Source organism: Bacillus cereus group sp. MYBK79-1, from assembly GCF_051915365.1.
In the GTDB taxonomy this organism is placed as follows: domain Bacteria; phylum Bacillota; class Bacilli; order Bacillales; family Bacillaceae_G; genus Bacillus_A.
The window spans coordinates 22114-43205 of sequence record NZ_JBQAEO010000020.1; the positions used below are offsets into that span (position 1 = coordinate 22114).

The window sequence follows — 21092 nt, forward strand, 5'->3', positions numbered from 1 at the left end:
GATGAGAGAGGGGCCTAAAATAAGGTTTCTCTCTTTTTTATTCATACTTTCTTTTTAAGAAAATAGGTACAATATGAAGAGAAAGAATTATAGAAGAGGAGAGTGTCATTTGAAAAAAAGAAAGATAGTAGTTGTCATTGTAGCGTATATAGTGTTACTTGCGACTTCTATATATACATACAAGGAGCAACTGGAGCATCCTATTATGAGCGATGTAGGAAAGTTGCTTCCAACGAAAATTAAACGTGTTGAAAATGCTGAGGATGAAAGTTCATTAAAACAGTTAGTGCAAGATGCAAATGCTTCTGGAGAGAAAATTTCCATTGCAGGTATGCAACATAGCCAAGGAGGACAGACGTATTATCCGAACGGCACGATGCTCGATATGAAGGGGTATAATAAAATATTAGAATTTGATCCGGAGAAGAAGAGGATTAGGGTGCAAAGTGGTGTCACATGGAATGACATTCAAAAGAAAATCAATCCATATGGTCTTGCGGTTCAAGTGATGCAATCTCAAAATATTTTTACTGTTGGTGGTTCATTAAGTGTAAATGTACATGGGCGTGATATTCGTCATGAAGCATTGATTGATACAGTCGAATCATTTCGACTACTAATGGCAGATGGCGCTGTACGCAATGTAAGTAGAGAAGAGAATGCCGATTTATTTTCCTATGTCATTGGCGGTTATGGGTTATTTGGTGTCATTTTAGATGTGACGCTAAAGTTAACAAACGATGAATTGTATGAAACGCATACGAAGGTACTAGATTATAAGGAATACTCTTCATATTTTAAGAATAAAGTGCGAAGGGATGAGGATATACGTATGCATTTAGCGCGTATTTCTGTTGCCCCACATTCATTTTTAAAAGAAATGTATGTGACAGATTATGTATTAGCAAAAGATCAGCAGAAGTTGAGAGAGTACAGTAAATTAAAAGAAGAAAATATTATAGCTGCGCCAAAATTTTTACTCGGATTATCTCGTTATAGCGATTGGGGAAAGAATACATTTTGGGATATACAAAGAGGTTATTTTGAACGTACAGATGGAACGTATGAGACGCGAAATAATGTTATGAGGTCAGATAGTGCCTTTATGGAATATGAAAATCCGAATAGAACAGAAGTGTTACAAGAATACTTTGTGCCTATAGATTTCTTCACGGAATACATAGATGATTTACGTAACGTATTAAATGAAGAAGAGTTTAATTTGCTCAATATTACGATTCGTTATGTGGAAAAGAATGAAAATGCAGTTTTATCCTATGCGAAAGATGATATGTTTGCGCTGGTTCTTTTAATTAACCAGGGTCGCTCAGAGAGTGAGATAAAGAAAACAGAAGATGTCATTCAGAAAATGATTGATGTTACTTTAAAACATAATGGTAGCTATTATTTACCGTACTATTCTTATCCAACGAAGGAGCAGTTAAAGATAGCATACCCTCGTATAGAAGAATTTCTTCAGAAGAAAAAAGAGGCGGATCCAAAAGAGAGATTTGTGAATTTATTTTATAGGGAGTATACGAAATGACATATAGAAGATTTGTAGCCTCACAAAGCATAATTATGATGGCAGGAAGTATGGTATTTCCTTTTTATATACTATTGCTTCGAAACGTTGGGAATAGTTTCTCGCAATTTGGCTGGGCGTATGGCTTATTTGCTTTAACTTCAGCACTTGTATATCCGGTAGTAGGAAAGGTGTCCGATCGAGTAGGTGATAGAAAGTTATTAATTATATACGCCTGGTCTATGGCTATATTAATGCTTTGTTTTCCTATTGCAACAGAAGTATGGCATGTATACATTCTTCAAATTTTAATGGGTATTTTAGGGGCTGTGCAGCGTAATACGGAGAAGACATCGTTAGCACGAAAAGTTGTGCAAGAAAATGCTGGTTATGAGATTGGGAAATATCATGTGTGGACATCGATTGGAGGAGCAGTAGCAATTATTGCAACGGGATATTTAGTAGATTTCTTTACGATTGGCACCATTTTTTATATTGCATCTATCTTATATGTAGTAAGCGGAGTCATATTAAGTAGTAAAAAAATATAATCATCCCCATTTTTACCTGAATACCCTTTATTTGTTATACTAAAAGGGAAAATAAAAGAAAAGGGGACATTGCCTTTGATGAAATTTTTAATTTTAGCTATTCTCACTTTGTTTTTGATTCCATGGACAAGAAGCGGTAGTAAACTTCGAGCAGTGGATAAGAAAGGGGATGAGAAGGTTGTAAAGGGTAAGAAATCATCCATTTTAGTTATTCCTGTTTTATTTTGGATAGGTATTGCAATCTATGAATATCTTTGGCTAATTGATGATCGAGCGGATTCAATTCTTACTCATTATGCTGTTGCAGTAGCAGTTTTAATTGGGCTTGTTTTATTTTCACAAAATCAAATAGGGAAATTAGAAGGTACGTTAAAGGGACTTCTCATGTTTGTTTTACTCGCAAGTTACGGCTACTTTGGTTATTTACACGATATAGTAATCACGAAAAAGAAATATGATTCTGTTGTGAAGATAGAGAAAGATATTTCAGAGCCATTTACTGAAAATGATCAGCCGTTTACAGTGCCGCCAAAGACAGCAGAGAATAAGATGAAAAAAGTATTTGGGGATATTCCGAAAGTAGCTTATTTTGAGCTAGGAGAATTAACACCACAAATGGTAAATGGTGAGGCTTTATATGTAGCACCGATTGAAGTTTCAGGGTTTTTTAAAGCACGTAAAGCGGAAACAATTCCAGGATACGTAACGATGTCAGGTACGAATCCCGATGCGGAAGCAAAACTGCACCTCGGTTATAAAATGAAATATGTGCCGAGCATGTTTTTTGGTAATAAATTAGAACGTGTCGTTCGAAAAGCAGAACCGGATTTAATTTTTAAAGGGAAACCTAAATTCGAAGTTGATGATAAAGGGAAACCATATTATACAATGACGTATGGTGAATTTATTTCAGGAAGATCTGGATTTGAGGTAGAGGGCGTTGTAGTAGTAGACGCACAAACAGGTGAAGTGAAAAGATACGATAAAGGAAAGGCACCTAAATTTGTTGATGGTGTATTAAATCACGAGACCGCATCTACATTAAATACGTATTTCGGTAAATATATTCACGGATTTTGGAATACAAAATTCTCACAAACGGATATGAAGATTCCGACTGAGTGGGGAACGAAAGAAGGAGTTACACCAATCTTCGGTAAGGATGGAACGCTATATTACTTTACTGATTTCACCTCTCCGAAAGAAGGAGTAGATTCTGCGTTAGGTTACTCGCTTATCGATGCGCGTACAGGTAAGTTGTATTACTATAACGGAAAAGAAGTAAAGGGAATTATGGATGGTTCAGCTGCTACAGAAGTAGTGGATAATTCCTTTAAGAGAGAGAAATGGCACGGAACAATGCCGGTTATTTATAATGTGTACGGTAAACCTTCTTGGATTGTACCTGTTATTGATGACGGAGGATTAGTACGTGCTCATACGGTTATCTATGCTTCTAATGCGAAAATATTTGCAACAGGTTCGACGCAAAAAGAAGCGCTTGAGAATTATAAAAATGCGCTGAGTGGAAGTGGGGATTCATTTAGACCGACTTCAAGTGGTAAAGAAGCACAAAAAGAAGGCGTTGTACAACGTGTATATAAAGAAAAATCAGGCGAAAATACGATTGTGTACGTACTGTTAGAGAATGAGCAAAAAGTATTTATGGTACCAGCGAAGAAATTCCCATATGCCATGTTTACAGAAGTGGGAGATCCAATTCAAATCACGTATTTAGATACAGGAGAGGCGATGTCTTCCGTATCTAAATTTGCAAATAGCAATTTGAAAAAGTAAAGCGATAGAATTTCTATCGCTTTTTTTTACGGTATGAAACAGGAAAATGCACTATACTTGACGTATGTTTATGTTGTAACTATAATTGTTACGATTAAGTAGTTATAGGAAAGGGTGAACGGAAAAAGTGAATGGAGTTAATCAAGAAATATATAAGCCTGTAAAGACAAATAGGTTATGGATGATTCTTGTACTAGGGACACTTACGGCGATTGGGCCATTATCTATTGATATGTATTTGCCTTCTTTACCGAAATTAACGGACGATTTACAAACGGGGGCATCCCTAGCGCAGCTAACATTGACAGCTTGTTTACTTGGGCTTTCAGTAGGGCAATTATTTGTCGGTTCAATTAGTGATATTTATGGAAGGCGCAAACCTCTTATTATTGCTCTTATTATTTATGTTGCTTCTTCTTTACTTTGTGCTATTGCGCCATCTATTTGGAGTTTAGTGTTATTGCGCTTCTTGCAAGGAGCTTCAGGATCGGCTGGGATTGTTATTTCACGTGCAATGGTACGTGATATGTATTCAGGTTCTGAAATGACAAAGTTTTTCTCACTGCTTATGTTAGTAAACGGAGCAGCGCCTATTTTGGCACCGATTATCGGGGGACAATTACTACAGTTCACAACATGGCGCGGTGTCTTCATCGTTCTTGGAGCAATTAGTGTATTCATGTTAATATCAGCTACTTTTGTATTACGTGAAACATTACCTCCTGAAGAAAGAGAAACAGGTGGTTTGTCAGGGACATTGGCGACGTACGGAAAACTGTTAAAGGATCGTCTGTTTATGGGATATGCATTGTCACAAGGGCTAGTAACGGCGGCAATGTTTGCATACATTTCGGGCTCGCCATTTGTGTTGCAGAACATATACGGAGCATCACCACAGCAATTTAGCTTATTCTTTGCGATTAACGGTATCGGTATTATTATTGCTAGTCAGGTTACGGGTCGTTTAGCAGGGAAAGTGAATGAGAAGACATTATTTGTTGGTGGTATTATTATCGCAGCTGTTGGTGGCCTATCTTTATTACTGACAATCGTACTAGGAATAGGTTTAATTGGTGTTTTATGTTCGTTGTTCCTTGTTGTATCAAGTGTTGGGGTTGTATCAACAACTGGTTTCTCATTAGCGATGAGAAACCAGAAACAAGCTGCAGGAACAGCATCAGCTTTATTAGGCTTATTACAGTTCATTTCAGGAGCACTTGTTGCACCGTTAGTAGGCATTGGTGGAAGTAACACCGCATTACCGATGGGCGTTGTGATCGCTCTTTGTGAAATTGGTGCTGTATTATGTTATCTATTTATGGCCAGAAGAAGTGAGAAGCAGTTTGAATTGCAACAAAGACAAAATGTAGAGGCTTAATTCATAAAAAGAGCTGATTCAAACATATTTTGAATCAGCTCTTTTTTCATTTCTTTGAAATAACACATACAGTTTCGTAAGGTGATGCAAAAGTTATTTACATAAAGTGACGATAATGTGACAAAAATGTGGGCATGTATATTAAGGTATCGTCTTAAGTGTAAAAAGTAGGATGTTCTCGGTATAATAACAAGTGGAGATAAAAGAAACTATAATGAGTAGTAGCTGTAGATAAAAGGAGAAAAAGAGATGAAGAAGGTTTTGGGTATTGCCGTAATGGGAGGTATGCTCCTTCTAGCGGGATGTAATGGAAATAAAGATACGAAAGAACCAAAGGAAAAGGTAGAGCAATCTACTGAACAAACAGAAGAGATGAAAGAATATCTTGCAGTACATGAAAAATACGATATGAAGATGAACAAAGAAATTAATAAAGCATTACAGTTATGGGAAGTAGCAAAAGAAAAAGGTGGTAAGGAAATAACGAATGCTAAATATAAAGAAGACGTGCAGAAGGTAACGACAGGCATGTTAGAAGATATAGATCATATACGTAAAGAAATTCGTGTACCGAAGTCGAAAGAACAAGAACATGAAATGTATGTTGGTTTCTTAAATGAAGCAGAACAAGCGATAAAAAAATTACAAAAGTTAGCTAAAGAAGAAGACTCATCGTTGATTCGTGATATAGAAATTAATTTTTCAACAGCATCAACATACTATAAGCGTTTTCAAACAGAGGCAAAAAAATAACCTTGCGTACGCGCAAGGTTATTTTTTCTTCTTACCATCTCCGTCTTCATCCTCGGATACTAATACTTTCTGTTCTTCGTGAAATTCAGAAATGGTTTGACCGGTAATATTATCGAATGGAGTATAAAAAGAAGTGATACGTTTCTTTTTAATAAAGAGTTTATCACGCATTAACGGGCAGTAAGACCCCCACCTCAAAATTCAGTGAAAGCAAAGAAGTTAGGTAGGGATCAACTGCCCGTAAAGCCCGATTGGTTCAACTAATAATCAGTGGGGGATGCCCCCCACTGATTAAAGTTTCACTTTATAGAAGCCGATGATGACAAGTATAACGATTGTTAAGGGTTATAGTAGCAAGAAGGAAGGGGTCCATCTTATAACTCCTTTAACAGTATTTCTTTTTATTATAAGTGAAAACTGTAATTTCGATAAAAGGATTAAAAACTGATTTTTCTAAATATACCCAATTTGATTGACTTTTCATTTTTTCAGAATTATAATTCGAAATATACAATTTGAACCAAATAATAATATAGCAATTTACTTATCCAGAGAGGTAGAGGGACTGGCCCTATGACACCTCAGCAGCGGGTTCTGTAAGATGAACACCGTGCTAATTCCAGCAAGCAAGTCTTGAAAGATAAGTGATGGGCCTTCGTTTATTCAGCCTTGATCTTATTTTTTAAGATCAAGGCTTTTTGTATTTTAAGAAGCGGAAAAGTAATAGGAACAAATATGTCAATAAAACAAAGTAAATTCATTTGTTTAGGGGGTTATTGAAGTGTATGTTATTAAAAAACTATCGGTTATGGTTTTCACGCTATGGGTCATTACGACAGTAACATTTTTGATTATGCATATCATTCCTGGGGATCCATTTTCATCAGATGCAAAAATCTTTCCAGAGGAAGTAATACAAAATATGAGGGCGAAGTATCACCTCGATGAACCGTTATGGAATCAATATGTCGCTTATTTAGATGGCGTAGTTCATTTTGATTTTGGTGAATCTGTTCAATCCACAGGTCAAAGTGTATCAGAAATTATAACGACAGGATTTGGTCCGTCAGCGATTATTGGTTTACAAGCACTTATTATTTCATTATTAGTCGGAATTGCAGCAGGTACATTTGCAGCCCTATATCATGGGAAAGTAATTGATTATAGTGTGAGCTTACTTGCGATTCTCGGTATATCTATTCCAAGTTTTATTTTAGCACCATTATTTATACAAGTATTTGCTATACAGTTTGAACTGTTACCTGTAGCGTCTTGGGGCACATTCGAACATACGGTATTGCCATCCTTTGCATTAGCGTTAGGACCAATCGCAGTTATTACAAGGTTTGTTCGCTCTAATATGATTGAAGTTTTGCAGAGTGATTATATTAAGCTAGCGAGAGCGAAAGGTATCCCAATTAAGAAAATCATTATAAGACATGCTCTTCGAAATGCGATTGTGCCAGTACTTACATTTGTTGGACCGTTAATGGCTGGACTTTTAACAGGGACTTTCGTTATTGAAAAAATATTTTCCATTCCTGGTCTAGGAAAATATTTTGTAGATAGCATTTTTAACCGAGATTATCCGGTCATTATGGGAACAACGATTTTCTATAGTGCATTATTAATTTCTTGTATTTTCATTACAGATATTATTCATCGTATGGTTGATCCGCGTATTCGTTCTATTACATAAGGAGGGGGGATATTTAAATGGGAGCTTATGAAATTAATAAACAGTTATTAACGAATGAAGAGAAAAAAGAATTAACGATAAATAAAGAGCAGCAAACAATTAGCCGAAAGAAGGAAGTGTTTCGCAAGTTTATATCAAACCCTATAGCAGTTTTAGGCGCAGTGACGTTATTACTCATTATAATTTTCTCGCTAATTGGCGAAAGTTTAACGTCATTTACTGCGAGTGAACAAGTGAAAGAAGCAACTAATTTACCTCCTAGTAGCGAGCATTGGTTCGGAACCGATGATTTAGGAAGAGACATATGGGCGCGTACTTGGGCTGGTGGGAAAATTTCACTAACAGTTGGATTAGTGGCAGCGGCTCTTGATATAGGAATAGGTGTACTAATCGGTGGTTTTAGTGGATACGTGAGAGGACGTAGTCGCCTTGGAACCTTAATTGATGAGTGGATTATAAGAGGTATTGAAGTGTTATACGGCATCCCATATTTATTAATTGTTATTTTATTATTAATCGTTATGAAACCCGGGCTTTTTACAATTATTATTGCCCTTGCATTAACAGGCTGGATTGGCATGGCACGTCTCGTTAGGGCACAAGTATTATCCTTAAAGCAAAGAGAATTTGTTATTGCAGCAGAGCGATTAGGTACATCGCATATGAAGATTATATACGGACATATCATTCCAAATTTAACAGGTATTATTATCGTAAATTTATCATTTACAATTCCGGCAGCTATTTTCTCAGAATCATTTTTAAGCTTTATCGGACTCGGAGTGCAATCACCAGCGGCTAGCTGGGGAACGATGACGAACGATGCACTCGGAACATTATTGAGCGGAGAATGGTGGCAGCTATTCTTCCCGGCAATCATGATTGCACTCATTATGTTTGCATTTAATGCAATTGGTGATGGTTTGCAAGATGCAATTGATCCGAAGATTGTAAAACGAAATCGAAAGGAGAAAAAACATGGGACAGCTTTTATCTTTAGAAAACGTAACGTTAGCCGTTGAAAAAGAGAATAGTAAGCAAGCAATTGTGAAGCATGTTTCCTTTTCCATTAATGAAGGTGAAATCGTTGCACTTGTAGGAGAGAGTGGTTCAGGAAAAAGTGTTACAGCACAATCTATTATCGGACTAAATCAAGATTCTATTCACATCGATGATGGAAGTATCTCTTTCCAATCTCAAGGATTAACAAGTTTACAAGAATCAGAGTGGAATCAAATTCGAGGGAAAGATATTTCCTTTATCTTTCAAGACCCTCTGTCCTCCTTAAATCCGACGATGAAGGTAGGAAGACAAATTACAGAAGTAATTTTGCAACATGAGAAAAAGTCGAAAAGAGAAGCAAAAGAAATTGCGATTAATTTATTAACAGATTTAGGGATACATGAAGCAGAGAAACGTTTTGAACAGTACCCACATCAATTAAGCGGAGGTATGAGGCAACGTATTTGTTTAGCAATTGCGTTTGCTTGTCACCCAAAGCTCGTTATTGCAGATGAGCCTACAACTGCATTAGATGTAACGATTCAAAAACAAATTATGGGGTTATTAAAAGAGCGAAAAGAAAAACAAAATACGAGTATTTTATTAATTACACATGATTTGGCGCTTGTACGTGAAGTAGCAGATCGAGTAGTTGTGATGTACGGGGGACGTGTTGTTGAAAAAGGGACGATACAAGAAGTAATAGGTTCACCGAAGCACCCGTATACGAAAAGTTTATTGCAAGCTATTCCGAATATGGATGATGCTGAAAAGGTACTTAGAGCAATTGAGGGAACAACACCATCAATTGAAACATTGAACAGTTTTGGGTGCCCATTTGTAAATAGATGCCCAGTAGCAATACAAGAATGCATTCATCGTTTTCCAGAGAGAACAACATATTCTGGAGAACACAGTTCACATTGTTGGCAACATGTTCTAGAGCATAACCAAGCGAAATCAAAAGAGAAGGTGAATGCCTCATGACAACAGATTTAATTACTGTAAAGCAAGTAACGAAAACGTATGGAAGTAAAAAGAAAGAAATTGCAGCGTTAAAAGATATATCACTTTCTATCCGGAAAGGAACAACACTTGGCATTATTGGAGAAAGTGGTTCAGGGAAAACGACACTCGGTAAGCTCATAGCTGGGATCGAGAGCCCAACGTCTGGTGAAATTGATTATAACGGTCAAGTTGTTCACAAGTTGAAGTCAGCTCATAAGCGAGATTTCTTGCAGAAAGTACAGTTCATTTTTCAAGATTCAACAGCCGCATTAAATCCACGCTGGAAAGTACGTGATAGCGTAACGGAAGGATATATTTCATTCGGTTTAGGTGATAAAGGATTGAAGGATAAAGTCGCAGGTGATGCGCTAGAACGTGTTGGACTAGATAGGCGATATATTGATCGTTACCCGCACGAATTTAGCGGAGGACAACGTCAACGTATCGCTATTGCAAGGGCGTTATTATGTGAGCCCGAGGTATTAATTCTTGATGAACCAATTTCTGCATTAGATGTTTCATTGCAAATTCAAGTTGTACATTTACTGCAAAAGATTCAAAAGGAGAAAGGCTATACATATTTATTTATCGCACATGATTTGCCGATGGTTCACTATTTATGTGAAAAGGTAGCTGTCTTATATAAAGGAGAACTTGTTGAATTTGGAAATACGGACGAAGTATTCCGTAATCCACAACATTCTTATACAAAAACATTATTAGCATCAACACCAAAAATTTCGGGTTAAAGGAGAATGTAGGATGAAGAAGTTTTTACTGTTTGTCATTATGACTGTTTTAGCGATTACTTCTGTCGCTTGTGGTAAGAAAGAGACGCAAAAAGCAAGTGCTGGTAAGGGAGAAGGAGATCGATTAGTAACGAATATTGGTAGCGATCCATATACACTGGATTCCGCTATTGCAACAGATAGCACGTCAGGTTATGTAATAGGGCATTTATTCTCAAGCTTATATACGCAAGATAGTGATGGGAAATATCAAAATGAATTAGCAGAGAAAGAAGAAGTAAATGCGGATGGAACTGAATATACAATCCATTTAAAGAAAGATATTAAATGGTCAGATGGTTCTCCTATCACAGCAAATGATTTTGAATTTGCATGGAAGCGATTATTAAATCCGAAAACAGGCTCTATGAATGCGACAGAAATGTATTTCATTAAAGGTGCAGAGGCATATAATACTGGAAAAGGTGAAGAAGGCCAAGTGGGCATTCAAGTTGTTGATCCTCAAACATTAAAGGTAACACTTGAGCACCCAGTTGCTTCTATTAAACAAAAATTAGCGAGTTCATTATTTATTCCATTATCTAAAAAATCAATTGATGATAACAACAAATTAAAAACAGATCCAAAAGAGTTAATTACAAATGGACCATTCACGTTAAAAGAATGGAAGCATAACCAAGCAATTACAGTACAAAAAAATAAAGAATACTATGATAAAAAGGTAACATTAAAAGAAATTGAGTTTCGTATTATTCCAGACTCTAAAACAGCGTATCAATTGTACAAATCAAAAGAATTAGATTTATTAAGTGGCTTACCACAAGAGATGATTGAGAAAGAAAAAGGGAATAAAGAGTATAAACGTGTTGCGGGATTCTCATCTTATATTTACTCATTTAACGTAGAAAAAGAGCCATTTACAAATGCGAAAGTACGTAAAGCATTTTCATTAGCAGTTGATCGTAAGTTTATCGTTGAAAAACTGTATAAAAACAATGCGCAAGAAGCAAATGCATTTGTTCCAGAAGGAGCAAAAACACAAAGTGGTCGTGATTTCCGTAAAGAAAAAGGTGGTTACGTTAAATTTGATCCAGCAGAAGCGAAAAAATTATTAGAAGAGGGTATGAAAGAACAAGGTTGGTCTACATTACCTGAAGTAACATTAAAATTCACAACGGATACACAGCATAAAAAAGTAGCAGAAGCAATGCAGGAAATGTTTAAGAAAAACCTTGGTGTAGATATTAAATTAGAAAATAAAGAGTGGAAGAGTTACATTGATACATATAAGCAAAGTGATTTCCAATTAGCTTATATGGGATGGGGAGGTTCTTTATTAGACCCAATTACTAAACTAGATTTATATGCAGGTGATGGTCCAAACAACTATGCAAAATGGCATAATAAAGAGTTTGACGCTTTAGTAAAAGAAGCAGAAGTTGAACAAAATGAAGATAAGCGTTTTGACTTATTGCATAAAGCAGAAGATATTATGTTTACAGATTCACCATTAATTCCAATTATATTCCCTTCTGATTCTTACTTACAAAAAGGATCAGTATCAGGTCTTCAATATTATGTTGGATCGAAACCAGATTTAAGATATGCAAAAATAAAGAAGTAGGCAATCGCCTACTTCTTTATTTTATTTCTCTTTTATATTCTTTTTTCGTTCCATCAGAGAAGACAACTTCTAAATCAAATTTTTGGTAGTCTTTATCAAGTTTGAATACGTTTACTACTTGATCGATTACTTCTTGGTCAGGAGTATCTTTATCAAATTTTAATTCTTGTAGAAGTGGGCTTAATTTTGTAATAGCCTCGTCACCTGTAAACTTTGCATTTGATTTGTGGTCTTCAAGCTTTGCTTCCATTTTCTTATCAGCTGCTCCATTTTTATAATCAGCCTCATAGTCTTTCTTCGTATCTTGATAGTCTGCATCTAAACTAAATTCATTGAAGTTAAGTTTTAAATCTGCAGGAGCCTCATTTTTTGCTTCTTCAGTCGTTTTCTTATCAGAAGTTGTATCTTCTTTTGCAGGAGCTTTACATCCTGTTAATACAGGCACTAGCATAAGCGCTAATAAAACTGATAGTAAAATTCTCATTATAAATTCCTCCTTATGTAAATTGGTTCTATACAAGTTTTTCCAAAAAATATGTAATTATGTATGTGTTGAAAATAAATTATTAACTTGTAGCCACAAAGCTTAATCCACAATTTAAATCAAAACTGATTTGTATGTATATGGTAAATTAAGGTTGTGAGGAGGTACTAAAATGCATGAAGAATATAAAGAGATGATAAAAAAATCAATTGAGTATATAGAGGATCACTTACATGAGGAGCTTACAACAGACAGAGTGGCATTTCACAGTGCGGTATCGATGTACCATTTTCATCGTATTTTTCAAAGGTATATTGGGATGAGTGTAACGGATTATATTCGAAAGAGAAGGTTAACTCATGCTGCACAGGTTTTAGTGTCAACGGAGAGAGCTGTTATTGATATTGCAGTGCAATACGGTTTTTCCTCACAAGAGGCATTTACGAGAGCTTTTAAAAGAATGTTTCAATTGCCACCGAAGAAATATCGAAAGTATTTCCAGTCATTTTATATAGAAAGAGAGGGTGTTTCAATGCAAAAAGGTATACCGAAAGGGTGGGTCTTAAGTGGAAGTCATCCTGCTGAATATGAGATGGGGTTAGATTATGAAGTTGTCCATCAAGGAAAAGTATCTGCATACATAAAAGCAAAAGAGAATGTTACGCATGGAGGATTTTCAACATTAATGCAAATCTTCCGAGCCGATAAATATGTAGGTAAAAGATTACGTTTTACAGCATTTGTTAAGAGTGAGAACGTAAGAGATTGGGCAGGGGTGTGGATGCGAGTAGACGGAAACGATACAGAACCGCTCGCTATGGATAATATGCAAAATCGCCCAATTAAAAATACGAATAACTGGCAATCGTACTCGGTTGTATTAGATATAAAAGAAGGAGCGCTTGGTATTGCATTTGGTGTTTTATTATCAGGAGAAGGCTGTGTGTGGCTAGATAGTATTCGATTTGATGAAGTAGATGAAAAAATTCCTTCAACAGATTTGGCTGAAAACTTTTATGAAACACTACTAGAAGAACCGGTAAATCTGCAATTTGAAGAGATAGAAAAGTAAGGAGAAAAGATATGCTCAAATATGCGAAACTAATAAGTATTAGTTTAGTAATATCGTCTTGTATTATGGGAATTAATTATTTAATTAGCTATCTTTGGTCAGGACATATACCTTCTTTGACGTGGAGAACATATTTGATGTTTATGTTTATATTTATGATGAGTTTTGGTTCGATGCAAAAAGAGAGCTATGAAGAAAATTGATAATCGTTTTGTTTGTCTTCTTATTATTGATACGCAAATATTTATCACTAGATTAGGGGTTATTTCCCGTAACAAAAGGTTCTCATACAATAATATTTGGTGAAGTTAATGGAGAGAGAAATATTATCGTATTATTACTTATTGTACTAGTTATAAAATTGGTAGCAGGAATTACCATATGTATAAAAGGGATCGTAAAGAGAAGTAGTTCTATAATTAAAGAAGCATAAAATAAAAAGGTATCCTTCAATTGGATACCTTTTTATTTATTATTTTGCAACTTCTGTCCACTTGTAGTTAAATTCACCGCCGAAGTCAGTTGTTACAAGTCCTTTAATGAAAGAGCGTTGTAAGTAAGAGCGACCTTGTTGGTATAAAGGCGCGACAGCACCGTCTTGTAATAGGATTTTTTCAGCTTGCTTCATTGCTTCAAAGCGCGCCTTTTCATCGCCAGCTAAATCTGTTTTCACTTTATGGATTAGCTCATCGTACTCTTTGTTAGAGTATTTATCGAAGTTATAAGCACTATCTGTTGTAAATAAATCTAAGAATGTAATTGGGTCAGCGAAGTCAGGGCCCCAGCCATCAATTCCGATTTCATAGTCACCACTTAATAGCAGTTTCAACTGTTGTTTACGTGGTTGTGGTTTTAGATTTACTGTTAATCCATCTAGATTCTTTTCTAGTTCACCCTTTAAATATTCCCCAGTCTTTTTAGCTAAAGCATTATCACTTGTTAATAGCTCGATTGTTACTTTGTCAGTACCGAGTTCTTGTTTCGCTTTTTTCCAGTTCTCTTTCGCTGTTTTCACATCATCTTTGACTAAGTTTCCATTTTCTTTACGGAAGTCATTGCCTTCTGGACTTTTTGCGAATTTCGCAGGAACCATTCCTTCAGCTGGAACAGCACCGTTATTTAAAATTGTTTCTACGTATGCTTTTTTATTCATTGCTCCGTTAATAGCAAGGCGTGCATGTTGATTTTTTAATGTTTCATTTTTTTGATTGAGTCGTAAGAATTGAATGCCAACTTCAGCGCGTTCTTTGAAGTTTGGATCGCCCTTATATTTATCAACAAACTCCGCAGTTAAAGCAACACGATCAATTTGTCCAGAATCATATAAGTTAACTTCTGTAGACTTATCTTTAACGACATTGAAGTTGATTTCTTCTAATTTTACAGTTTTAGCATCCCAATAGTTAGGATTCTTCTTCAATTGGAAGCTTTGCTCGTGTTTCCAGTTATCCAATGTGAAAGCACCGTTGTAAATTAAATGATTTGTTTCTAAACCATATTTATTGCCTTGAGATTTTAAGTAATCTTCATTAATTGGTAAGAATGTTGAGAATGTCGTTAAGCTTAAGAAGTAGGGAACAGGACGGTCTAGTTGTACTTCTAACGTTTTATCATCAAGAGCTTTGACCCCTAGTTGATCAATTGGCGATTGTTTTTGGTTTATTTGTTTCGCATTCTGTATATCGAAGAATAAGAATGCATATTCAGCTGCTGTATCAGGGTTTACGGCACGTTGCCAAGCGAAGACGAAGTCCTTTGCTGTCACAGGAGTACCGTTTGACCATTTTGAATCACGCAGGTGGAATGTATATTTTGTTTTATCGGGACTAATGTCAACCGACTCAGCAACACCAGGAATCGGTTTATTATCTTCTCCCATTGCATATAAACCTTCAAAAACATTTCGCATTACGTTCATGGATTCCCCATCCGTTGCTTTTGCAACATCCATTGTTGGAATTTCTGAAGCGAATGATAAATTAATTGCCTGTTTATCAGGTGCTTTATCATTTGCTTTCGCTCCGCTTGCAGTATCCTTATTTCCCCCGCAAGCAGTTAGTAATAGACTTGCCCCTAAAACAGATGCAACAACAGGTACAACTTTTTTCTTCATTGTTCGTTCCTCCCTAAATGTGTTGTTCGTAACGTCATAATGTCCGTGTCTTGAAGTGTAACTATAGAAGAAGAGAAAACCTATTATAGATATGTGCATTTAGGTAATCAGGTGTTCTATATGTATATACATGCTGAACTATAATCTATCGTTATATGTTTCAGCGTAGAAGACATTATATTTTGATGGTTAAATATTTCGTTTCTTTGATTATTTAGAATATTAACACTGGAAAGAACTATATGTCAATAATAAAAATAGATTGTTAATTTCTTGGAATAATATATTAAAAAAGCAGATTCCCTCGTGTTGGGGAACCTACTTTTAATATGTTTTTCTAAAAAAATAATCGGTGTGGGAAGAAGATCCCACTGATTAACGTTTCACTTTATTTTTCAATTTTTGCCCACTTGAAGTTTAATTGCCCTGCAAAGTCTACTTGCACAATTCCTTTCACATAAGAACGTTCTAAATAAGATTCGCCTTTTTGGTAAAGAGGAGCGATAACAGAGTCTTTAAATAATATTTTCTCGGATGCTAGTAATGCTTCCCAGCGAGCTTTTTCATCACCGGCTAAAGTTGTTTTCACTTTTGCTATTGTTTCATCGAACTCCTTATTAGAATAATGATCTAAGTTATAAGGGTTATTCGTTGTAAATAGCTCAAGGAATGTAATTGGATCCGCAAAGTCAGGGCTCCAGCCGTCAATTCCAATTTCGTAGTCACCTTTTAATAAAAGTGAAACTTGTTGTTTACGTGGTTGCGGTTTTATCGTCACTGTTAAGCCATCTAAATTCTTTTCTAGTTGTCCTTTTAAGAATTCACCAGTTTTCTTCTCAAGGTCACCGTCACTTGTTAATAGTTCTAACGTTATTTTTTCAGATCCAAGTTCTTGTTTCGCCTTTTTCCATAATTCTTGTGCAGATTTTGTATCAACCTTTGTTAAATCGCCGTTTGCAGCACGGAAGTCTGTTCCGTCAGGTCCTTTTGCAAAGTTTTTCGGCACGAGACTAGAGGTAGGTGTAGAGCCGTCATTTAATAATGTATTTACAAAGGACTTTCGATCAATTGTTTGATCGATTGCTTGGCGTGCAGAAACGTTTTGAAGTACTTTATTTTGTTGATTCATACGTAGAAACTGTACCCCTACGTTCGGACGTTCTTTAAAGTTGGTATCTTTTTTATATTTATCAACGAAGTCAGATGTTAGTTTTATACGGTCTAATTGTTTTGACTCGAATAAATTTACTTCTGTAGATTTTTCTTTTACGACGTTAAAATTGATTTCTTCCAGTTTGACAGTATCTTTATCCCAATAGGTAGGATTTTTCTTGAATTTAAAGCTTTGTTCGTGCTTCCAATCGCTTAGTGTAAAAGCTCCGTTGTACAAGATTGTATTGTCTTCTAAAGCGTACTTATCACCTTGTGCTTTAAAGAATTCCTCGTTAATTGGTAGAAATGTTGGGAACGCTGTTAAGCTAATAAAGTACGGAACAGGGCGTTCTAATTCTACCTCAAACGTATGGTCATCAATTGCTTTTACACCAAGTTGATCGGATGGAAGTTCTTTGTTGTTAATTTTTGATGCATTTTTAATATCAAAGAATAGAAATGCATATTCAGAGGCTGTTGCTGGATCAACAGCTCTTTGCCAAGCGAAGACAAAGTCTTTCGCTGTAACAGGAGTGCCGTTTGACCATTTTGAATCTCGCAGGTGGAATGTGTATTTCGTCTTATCGCCACTTACTTCATGAGATTTTGCAACACCAGGAACAGGTTTGTTACCTTCACCAAGATTATACAAACCTTCAAATACGTTTCTCATTACTTGACCAGAATCAGTATCTGTAGCACGAGCTGTATCCATTGTTCGTATTTCAGTAGGTGAAGATAAGTTTAAAACCTGCTTACTAGGCGCCTCGTCTTTTGCATTTGCTCCGCTTGCTTCGTTTTTATAACTACCGCAACCAGTTAATAAAATACTTACTCCTACAACTGATGCAATACCGGGTACAAACTTCTTTTTCATTTGATTTTCCTCCTAAATAATTAAGTTTGGATGATGATGAGGGAAATGAAAAATAAAAAATCCCTCTTTTCATATTGAGAAAGAGGGATTTTTACGTACAAGTTATGCACCCGTATATAAACGAAGTCCCTCATTCTATCTTTCAAGCATAAAGCTTGCAGGAAGTGGCACAGTATTCAAAATGAACCTGTTGCCGAGGTTTCAAAGGGCCAGTCCCTCCACCTCTCTTGATACAATGAGTAAACGAATAAATTTTATTAATTTTTGTGTTTCTTTGATAATTCAAAATCTTACACCTTGGATAATGAAGTGTCAACCGAATGGTATATAGTTTAAATTTTCAGTTTTCTTTAATGGAAAAACCACTGCATATGGCAGTGGTTTTTCTATTAGAAGTTAAAGTTATCTGGATCTGGACCAACGCGACGATCTTCATTTAGAGCTTGAATTGCTTTCATGTCATCAGCACTTAATTCAAAATCGAATATATTTGCATTTTCAATAATGCGATGCTCTTTAATAGATTTAGGGATTGTTACAACTTCGTTTTGTAGATCCCACCGTAAAATAATTTGTGCAGTTGATTTATTATATTTTGTTGCAATGTCTTGTAATATTGGGTTGTCTAGCAGTTGGCCTTGCATTAATGGTGACCAAGCTTCAAGCTGGATGTTATGTTCTTTACAGAAAGTGTGTAGCTCTTCTTGTGCTAAACGTGGGTGGTATTCCACTTGGTTGATCATTGGCTTAATTTCAGCAATTTCAAATACGTCTTGTAAGTGGTGAATATGGAAATTACTCACGCCAATTGCACGAACACGGCCGTCTTTATAAAGCTTTTCTAACGCTTTCCATGATTCAGTATATTTCCCTTTTACAGGCCAATGTACTAAATATAAATCTAAATATTCTAGACCTAATTTCTCTAATGTAGTTTCAAATGCTTGAAGTGTCGTTTCATACCCTTGATCGCTATTCCATACTTTTGATGTAATAAATAATTCTTCACGTGAAACACCTGATTCACGGATTGCTTGTCCAACGCCTTCTTCGTTTTGATAAATTGCTGCAGTATCAATGCTGCGGTAGCCATTTTTAATTGCTGCTTTTACAGATTCAACTACTTCTGAACCATCTTCTACTTTAAAAACACCTAAACCGAACCAAGGCATTTTTACACCGTTATGTAATGTTGTATAGTCTTTTAAACTTGTTAAATTCATATTATTTCCCCCTAGCTTTTTTGTTTGTTGCTTCTACTGCTTTTTGAATTCCCTCTGAAAAATTATATTCATATAAAGCTTTGAGACCCTCAGCCGTGGAACCACCTGGTGTTGTTACTTGTTCGCGGAGGTTAGCTGGATCTTGCGTTTGTTCAAGCATAGAAGCAGAGCCAGAAATCATTTGAATGACAAGGTGTTTGGCAGTTGCTTCATCGATTCCATAATTTTTTGTTGCTTCAATTAAGCTTTCAGCAAAGTAATAAAGGAAAGCTGGTGCACTTCCAGTAACGGCAGTAAGCTGATGAACTTCTTCCTCAGTGCAAAGTTGCGAAGTACCAATGCCTCTTAAAAGCAGTTGCAAGGTTTCCTGATGCATCTCGTTTGCTGATTGTCCCATTGTATATAGGGAGATAGACTTGCCAACTTCAGCAGCTGTATTTGGCATAATCCAAGCAACAGGTGTCCCCACGGGAAGTCTTTCTTCTAAATAAGATGGACCAATGCCAGCAGCTACCGTTACGACAAGTTGATTCGATAGTAACGGAGATAATTCTGCTAATAATTCTTCATGTGCAGAAGGTGGCATTGCTAAAACAATCGTATCAACAGATGTAACATGCTGCTTCCAATCTGTTGTAGTAGACACATCATATCGCCCTTGTAATTGCTTTAGCTTTTCTACGTTGCTTCGGTTAGAAACGATAATTTCTTCGATGTATTCTTTGCTTGTTTTAAGTAATCCGGAAAATATAGCTTCTGCCATACGACCAGCACCAATAAATAAAATTCGATGTTTAGTTAGCATATCCTTTATTCCTTTCTAGTGAAGATATGTTATAAAAAACGATACCATTTCTAAGAGAATTTTGTAAAAGGAAAAGGCTTATCGTGAAAAGGATGAAAATGGAGGGGGAGGGTTAATACAAATAAGGTTATAAAAAATATTATACTTAAAAAATAGTTGTAATAAAAAATCCCTGAAGCATAACTGCTTCAGGGATTAATAGATTATAAGTTTATGCTTTTGTCATACCTAACAATACAGCGCCGCCGATAATTAAAACACTACCTAGTGCAATAAAGATCAATTGACGTTTTGTTTTCTTTTCACCTAAGAAGACAATGGCACCGAATGTTGAGATAACGATTCCAGTTTGAGATAATGGGAAGCTTGTTGCTACTCCGACACGTGGTAATGAAAGAAGTAAGAATAAGTTTCCAGTTCCCCATAGTAAACCAGATAAAGCATTACGGATTGCATATTTGTTAAATGGCTTATGTTTAGATGTCAGTACAACCGCACCAACAAACATACCAACTGCTTGTGGTAAAATAGCAGACCAACCATCGATATTATACCAACGAATAATAATTACATATACAAGGTAACCGAAAGTAGAAACAATTAAAGTAAGAAGTCCTTTTTTCAATTGTCCTGGCGGTTGTGCATTTTCTTTGTCATCTAGTGATGTGAATACAACACCAACTACGATTAATAGGATTGCAATCGTTCCCAGAACAATCGTTGTTGTAGTAGTCCACTCACGGAAAGCGATAACTCCAAAGATAGAAGTTGCAACAAGTTGCATACCAGTAGAAATTGTTACAGTAGTTGAAACACCTAGTTTTTCAACTGTTTTTAATTGGTTTACTTGTCCTAAAGCCCAGAATAAACCTGAAATAAAACCAACAATCAAGACTGTCATTGTTAAAGCTGGTTGAGTAAATACATACATAATTGTTGCGAAGAATAGAGCACCGATTGTCATACCTACCGTTTGGCTATATGCACCACCGCCCATTTTTACGCTTACTAATAAGATGTTTCCCCATGCAATTGCAGGAAGAAGCGCTAATAAAATGTCCATTACAAGACTCCCTTCGATTTCCTATACCAATATAATTACATATCGTTCTAACGATCGGTAATGCCCCACTAATAGAGTAGAAGATTACCGATCGCTAAAACAGGATGAAGAATTTACGATATAAATGCGTTTTCATTTCTTCATTTTTTGAAACACCTCCATATAATAACAGGAAATTGCCTATTTTAGAAAGTGAATTCAAATAAAATGTATATTT

General features: G+C 35.9%; 19 protein-coding genes, 1 pseudogene and 2 riboswitches. Of the genes and pseudogenes, 13 read left to right on the forward strand and 7 right to left on the reverse strand.

Annotation, left to right across the window (positions count from 1 at the left end):
• Positions 1-109 precede the first annotated feature (109 nt).
• From ACTFOB_RS23090 to ACTFOB_RS23110, 5 genes are all read left to right on the forward strand, one after another.
• Positions 110-1546: an FAD-binding oxidoreductase gene (locus ACTFOB_RS23090; protein ID WP_440029303.1), complete on the forward strand. Its 1437-nt coding sequence runs from the start codon at positions 110-112 to the stop codon at positions 1544-1546.
• Positions 1543-2076 carry an MFS transporter gene (locus ACTFOB_RS23095; RefSeq protein WP_440029301.1) on the forward strand — a complete coding sequence of 178 codons (534 nt, stop codon included), beginning with the start codon at positions 1543-1545 and terminating at the stop codon, positions 2074-2076. The genes ACTFOB_RS23090 and ACTFOB_RS23095 overlap by 4 nt, the downstream gene beginning before the upstream one ends.
• A gap of 78 nt (positions 2077-2154) precedes the next feature.
• Entirely contained in the window at positions 2155-3873 is a 1719-nt protein-coding gene (locus tag ACTFOB_RS23100; protein ID WP_151635807.1) for a DUF3981 domain-containing protein, read from the forward strand.
• A gap of 127 nt (positions 3874-4000) precedes the next feature.
• Positions 4001-5251, forward strand: coding sequence for a multidrug effflux MFS transporter (locus ACTFOB_RS23105; protein ID WP_440029299.1), 1251 nt, complete (start codon positions 4001-4003; stop codon positions 5249-5251).
• A 249-nt stretch (positions 5252-5500) separates the two neighbouring features.
• Positions 5501-6004, forward strand: coding sequence for a hypothetical protein (locus ACTFOB_RS23110; protein WP_440029297.1), 504 nt, complete (start codon positions 5501-5503; stop codon positions 6002-6004).
• A gap of 18 nt (positions 6005-6022) precedes the next feature.
• Here ACTFOB_RS23110 and ACTFOB_RS23115 read toward each other — a convergent pair whose 3' ends face one another.
• Positions 6023-6175: a DUF3951 domain-containing protein gene (locus ACTFOB_RS23115; protein WP_098501272.1), complete on the reverse strand. Its 153-nt coding sequence runs from the start codon at positions 6173-6175 to the stop codon at positions 6023-6025.
• A 370-nt stretch (positions 6176-6545) separates the two neighbouring features.
• Positions 6546-6651: riboswitch (SAM riboswitch) on the forward strand.
• Between the two features lie 134 nt (positions 6652-6785).
• Between ACTFOB_RS23115 and ACTFOB_RS23120 the strand changes: the two genes are divergently transcribed.
• From ACTFOB_RS23120 to ACTFOB_RS23140, 5 genes are read left to right on the forward strand one after another with little or no spacing between them, the layout of a single operon-like run.
• A complete protein-coding gene (locus ACTFOB_RS23120) occupies positions 6786-7703 on the forward strand; it encodes an ABC transporter permease (RefSeq protein ID WP_440029295.1) in 918 nt (305 codons plus the stop codon).
• A gap of 17 nt (positions 7704-7720) precedes the next feature.
• The gene (locus tag ACTFOB_RS23125) at positions 7721-8725 is read left to right on the forward strand and encodes an ABC transporter permease (protein ID WP_440029294.1); all 1005 of its coding nucleotides are present in this window, start codon (positions 7721-7723) and stop codon (positions 8723-8725) included.
• Positions 8682-9692 carry an ABC transporter ATP-binding protein gene (locus tag ACTFOB_RS23130; protein ID WP_440029292.1) on the forward strand — a complete coding sequence of 337 codons (1011 nt, stop codon included), beginning with the start codon at positions 8682-8684 and terminating at the stop codon, positions 9690-9692. Before ACTFOB_RS23125 ends, ACTFOB_RS23130 begins: the two co-directional genes overlap by 44 nt.
• The gene (locus tag ACTFOB_RS23135) at positions 9689-10462 is read left to right on the forward strand and encodes an ABC transporter ATP-binding protein (RefSeq protein WP_440029290.1); all 774 of its coding nucleotides are present in this window, start codon (positions 9689-9691) and stop codon (positions 10460-10462) included. Before ACTFOB_RS23130 ends, ACTFOB_RS23135 begins: the two co-directional genes overlap by 4 nt.
• Before the next feature lie 13 nt (positions 10463-10475).
• Complete coding sequence (locus ACTFOB_RS23140) at positions 10476-12086, forward strand: peptide ABC transporter substrate-binding protein (RefSeq protein ID WP_151635468.1); 1611 nt, start codon at positions 10476-10478, stop codon at positions 12084-12086.
• A 16-nt stretch (positions 12087-12102) separates the two neighbouring features.
• Here the strand turns inward: ACTFOB_RS23140 and ACTFOB_RS23145 are convergent, their stop codons facing one another.
• A complete protein-coding gene (locus tag ACTFOB_RS23145; protein WP_440029288.1) occupies positions 12103-12570 on the reverse strand; it encodes a YusW family protein in 468 nt (155 codons plus the stop codon).
• Between the two features lie 172 nt (positions 12571-12742).
• Between ACTFOB_RS23145 and ACTFOB_RS23150 the strand changes: the two genes are divergently transcribed.
• The 3 genes and pseudogenes from ACTFOB_RS23150 (at position 12743) to ACTFOB_RS23160 (ending at position 14075) form a co-directional block, all read left to right on the forward strand.
• Positions 12743-13642 (forward strand): helix-turn-helix transcriptional regulator, encoded by a 900-nt coding sequence (locus tag ACTFOB_RS23150; RefSeq protein ID WP_440029286.1) that lies wholly within the window; start codon positions 12743-12745, stop codon positions 13640-13642.
• A gap of 11 nt (positions 13643-13653) precedes the next feature.
• Positions 13654-13845: a hypothetical protein gene (locus tag ACTFOB_RS23155; RefSeq protein ID WP_440029284.1), complete on the forward strand. Its 192-nt coding sequence runs from the start codon at positions 13654-13656 to the stop codon at positions 13843-13845.
• Positions 13832-14075, forward strand: a pseudogene (locus ACTFOB_RS23160) (hypothetical protein). The gene ACTFOB_RS23155 and the pseudogene ACTFOB_RS23160 overlap by 14 nt, the downstream one beginning before the upstream one ends.
• Before the next feature lie 39 nt (positions 14076-14114).
• On the opposite strand, the gene ACTFOB_RS23165 reads toward ACTFOB_RS23160, so the two are convergent.
• The 5 genes from ACTFOB_RS23165 to ACTFOB_RS23185 all read right to left on the reverse strand — a co-directional run bounded on the left by ACTFOB_RS23165 (position 14115) and on the right by ACTFOB_RS23185 (position 20875).
• A complete protein-coding gene (locus ACTFOB_RS23165; protein WP_440029282.1) occupies positions 14115-15755 on the reverse strand; it encodes an ABC transporter substrate-binding protein in 1641 nt (546 codons plus the stop codon).
• Between the two features lie 388 nt (positions 15756-16143).
• Positions 16144-17784, reverse strand: coding sequence for a peptide ABC transporter substrate-binding protein (locus tag ACTFOB_RS23170; protein WP_440029280.1), 1641 nt, complete (start codon positions 17782-17784; stop codon positions 16144-16146).
• A gap of 132 nt (positions 17785-17916) precedes the next feature.
• A riboswitch (SAM riboswitch) is annotated at positions 17917-18021 on the reverse strand.
• 152 nt (positions 18022-18173) lie between these two features.
• Positions 18174-19007 (reverse strand): aldo/keto reductase, encoded by an 834-nt coding sequence (locus tag ACTFOB_RS23175; protein ID WP_440029278.1) that lies wholly within the window; start codon positions 19005-19007, stop codon positions 18174-18176.
• Position 19008: 1 nt separating this feature from the next.
• On the reverse strand, positions 19009-19812 hold the full coding sequence (gene proC / locus ACTFOB_RS23180; protein WP_440029276.1) for a pyrroline-5-carboxylate reductase: 804 nt from the start codon (positions 19810-19812) through the stop codon (positions 19009-19011).
• A gap of 211 nt (positions 19813-20023) precedes the next feature.
• A complete protein-coding gene (locus ACTFOB_RS23185; protein ID WP_000353549.1) occupies positions 20024-20875 on the reverse strand; it encodes a GRP family sugar transporter in 852 nt (283 codons plus the stop codon).
• Positions 20876-21092 lie beyond the last annotated feature (217 nt).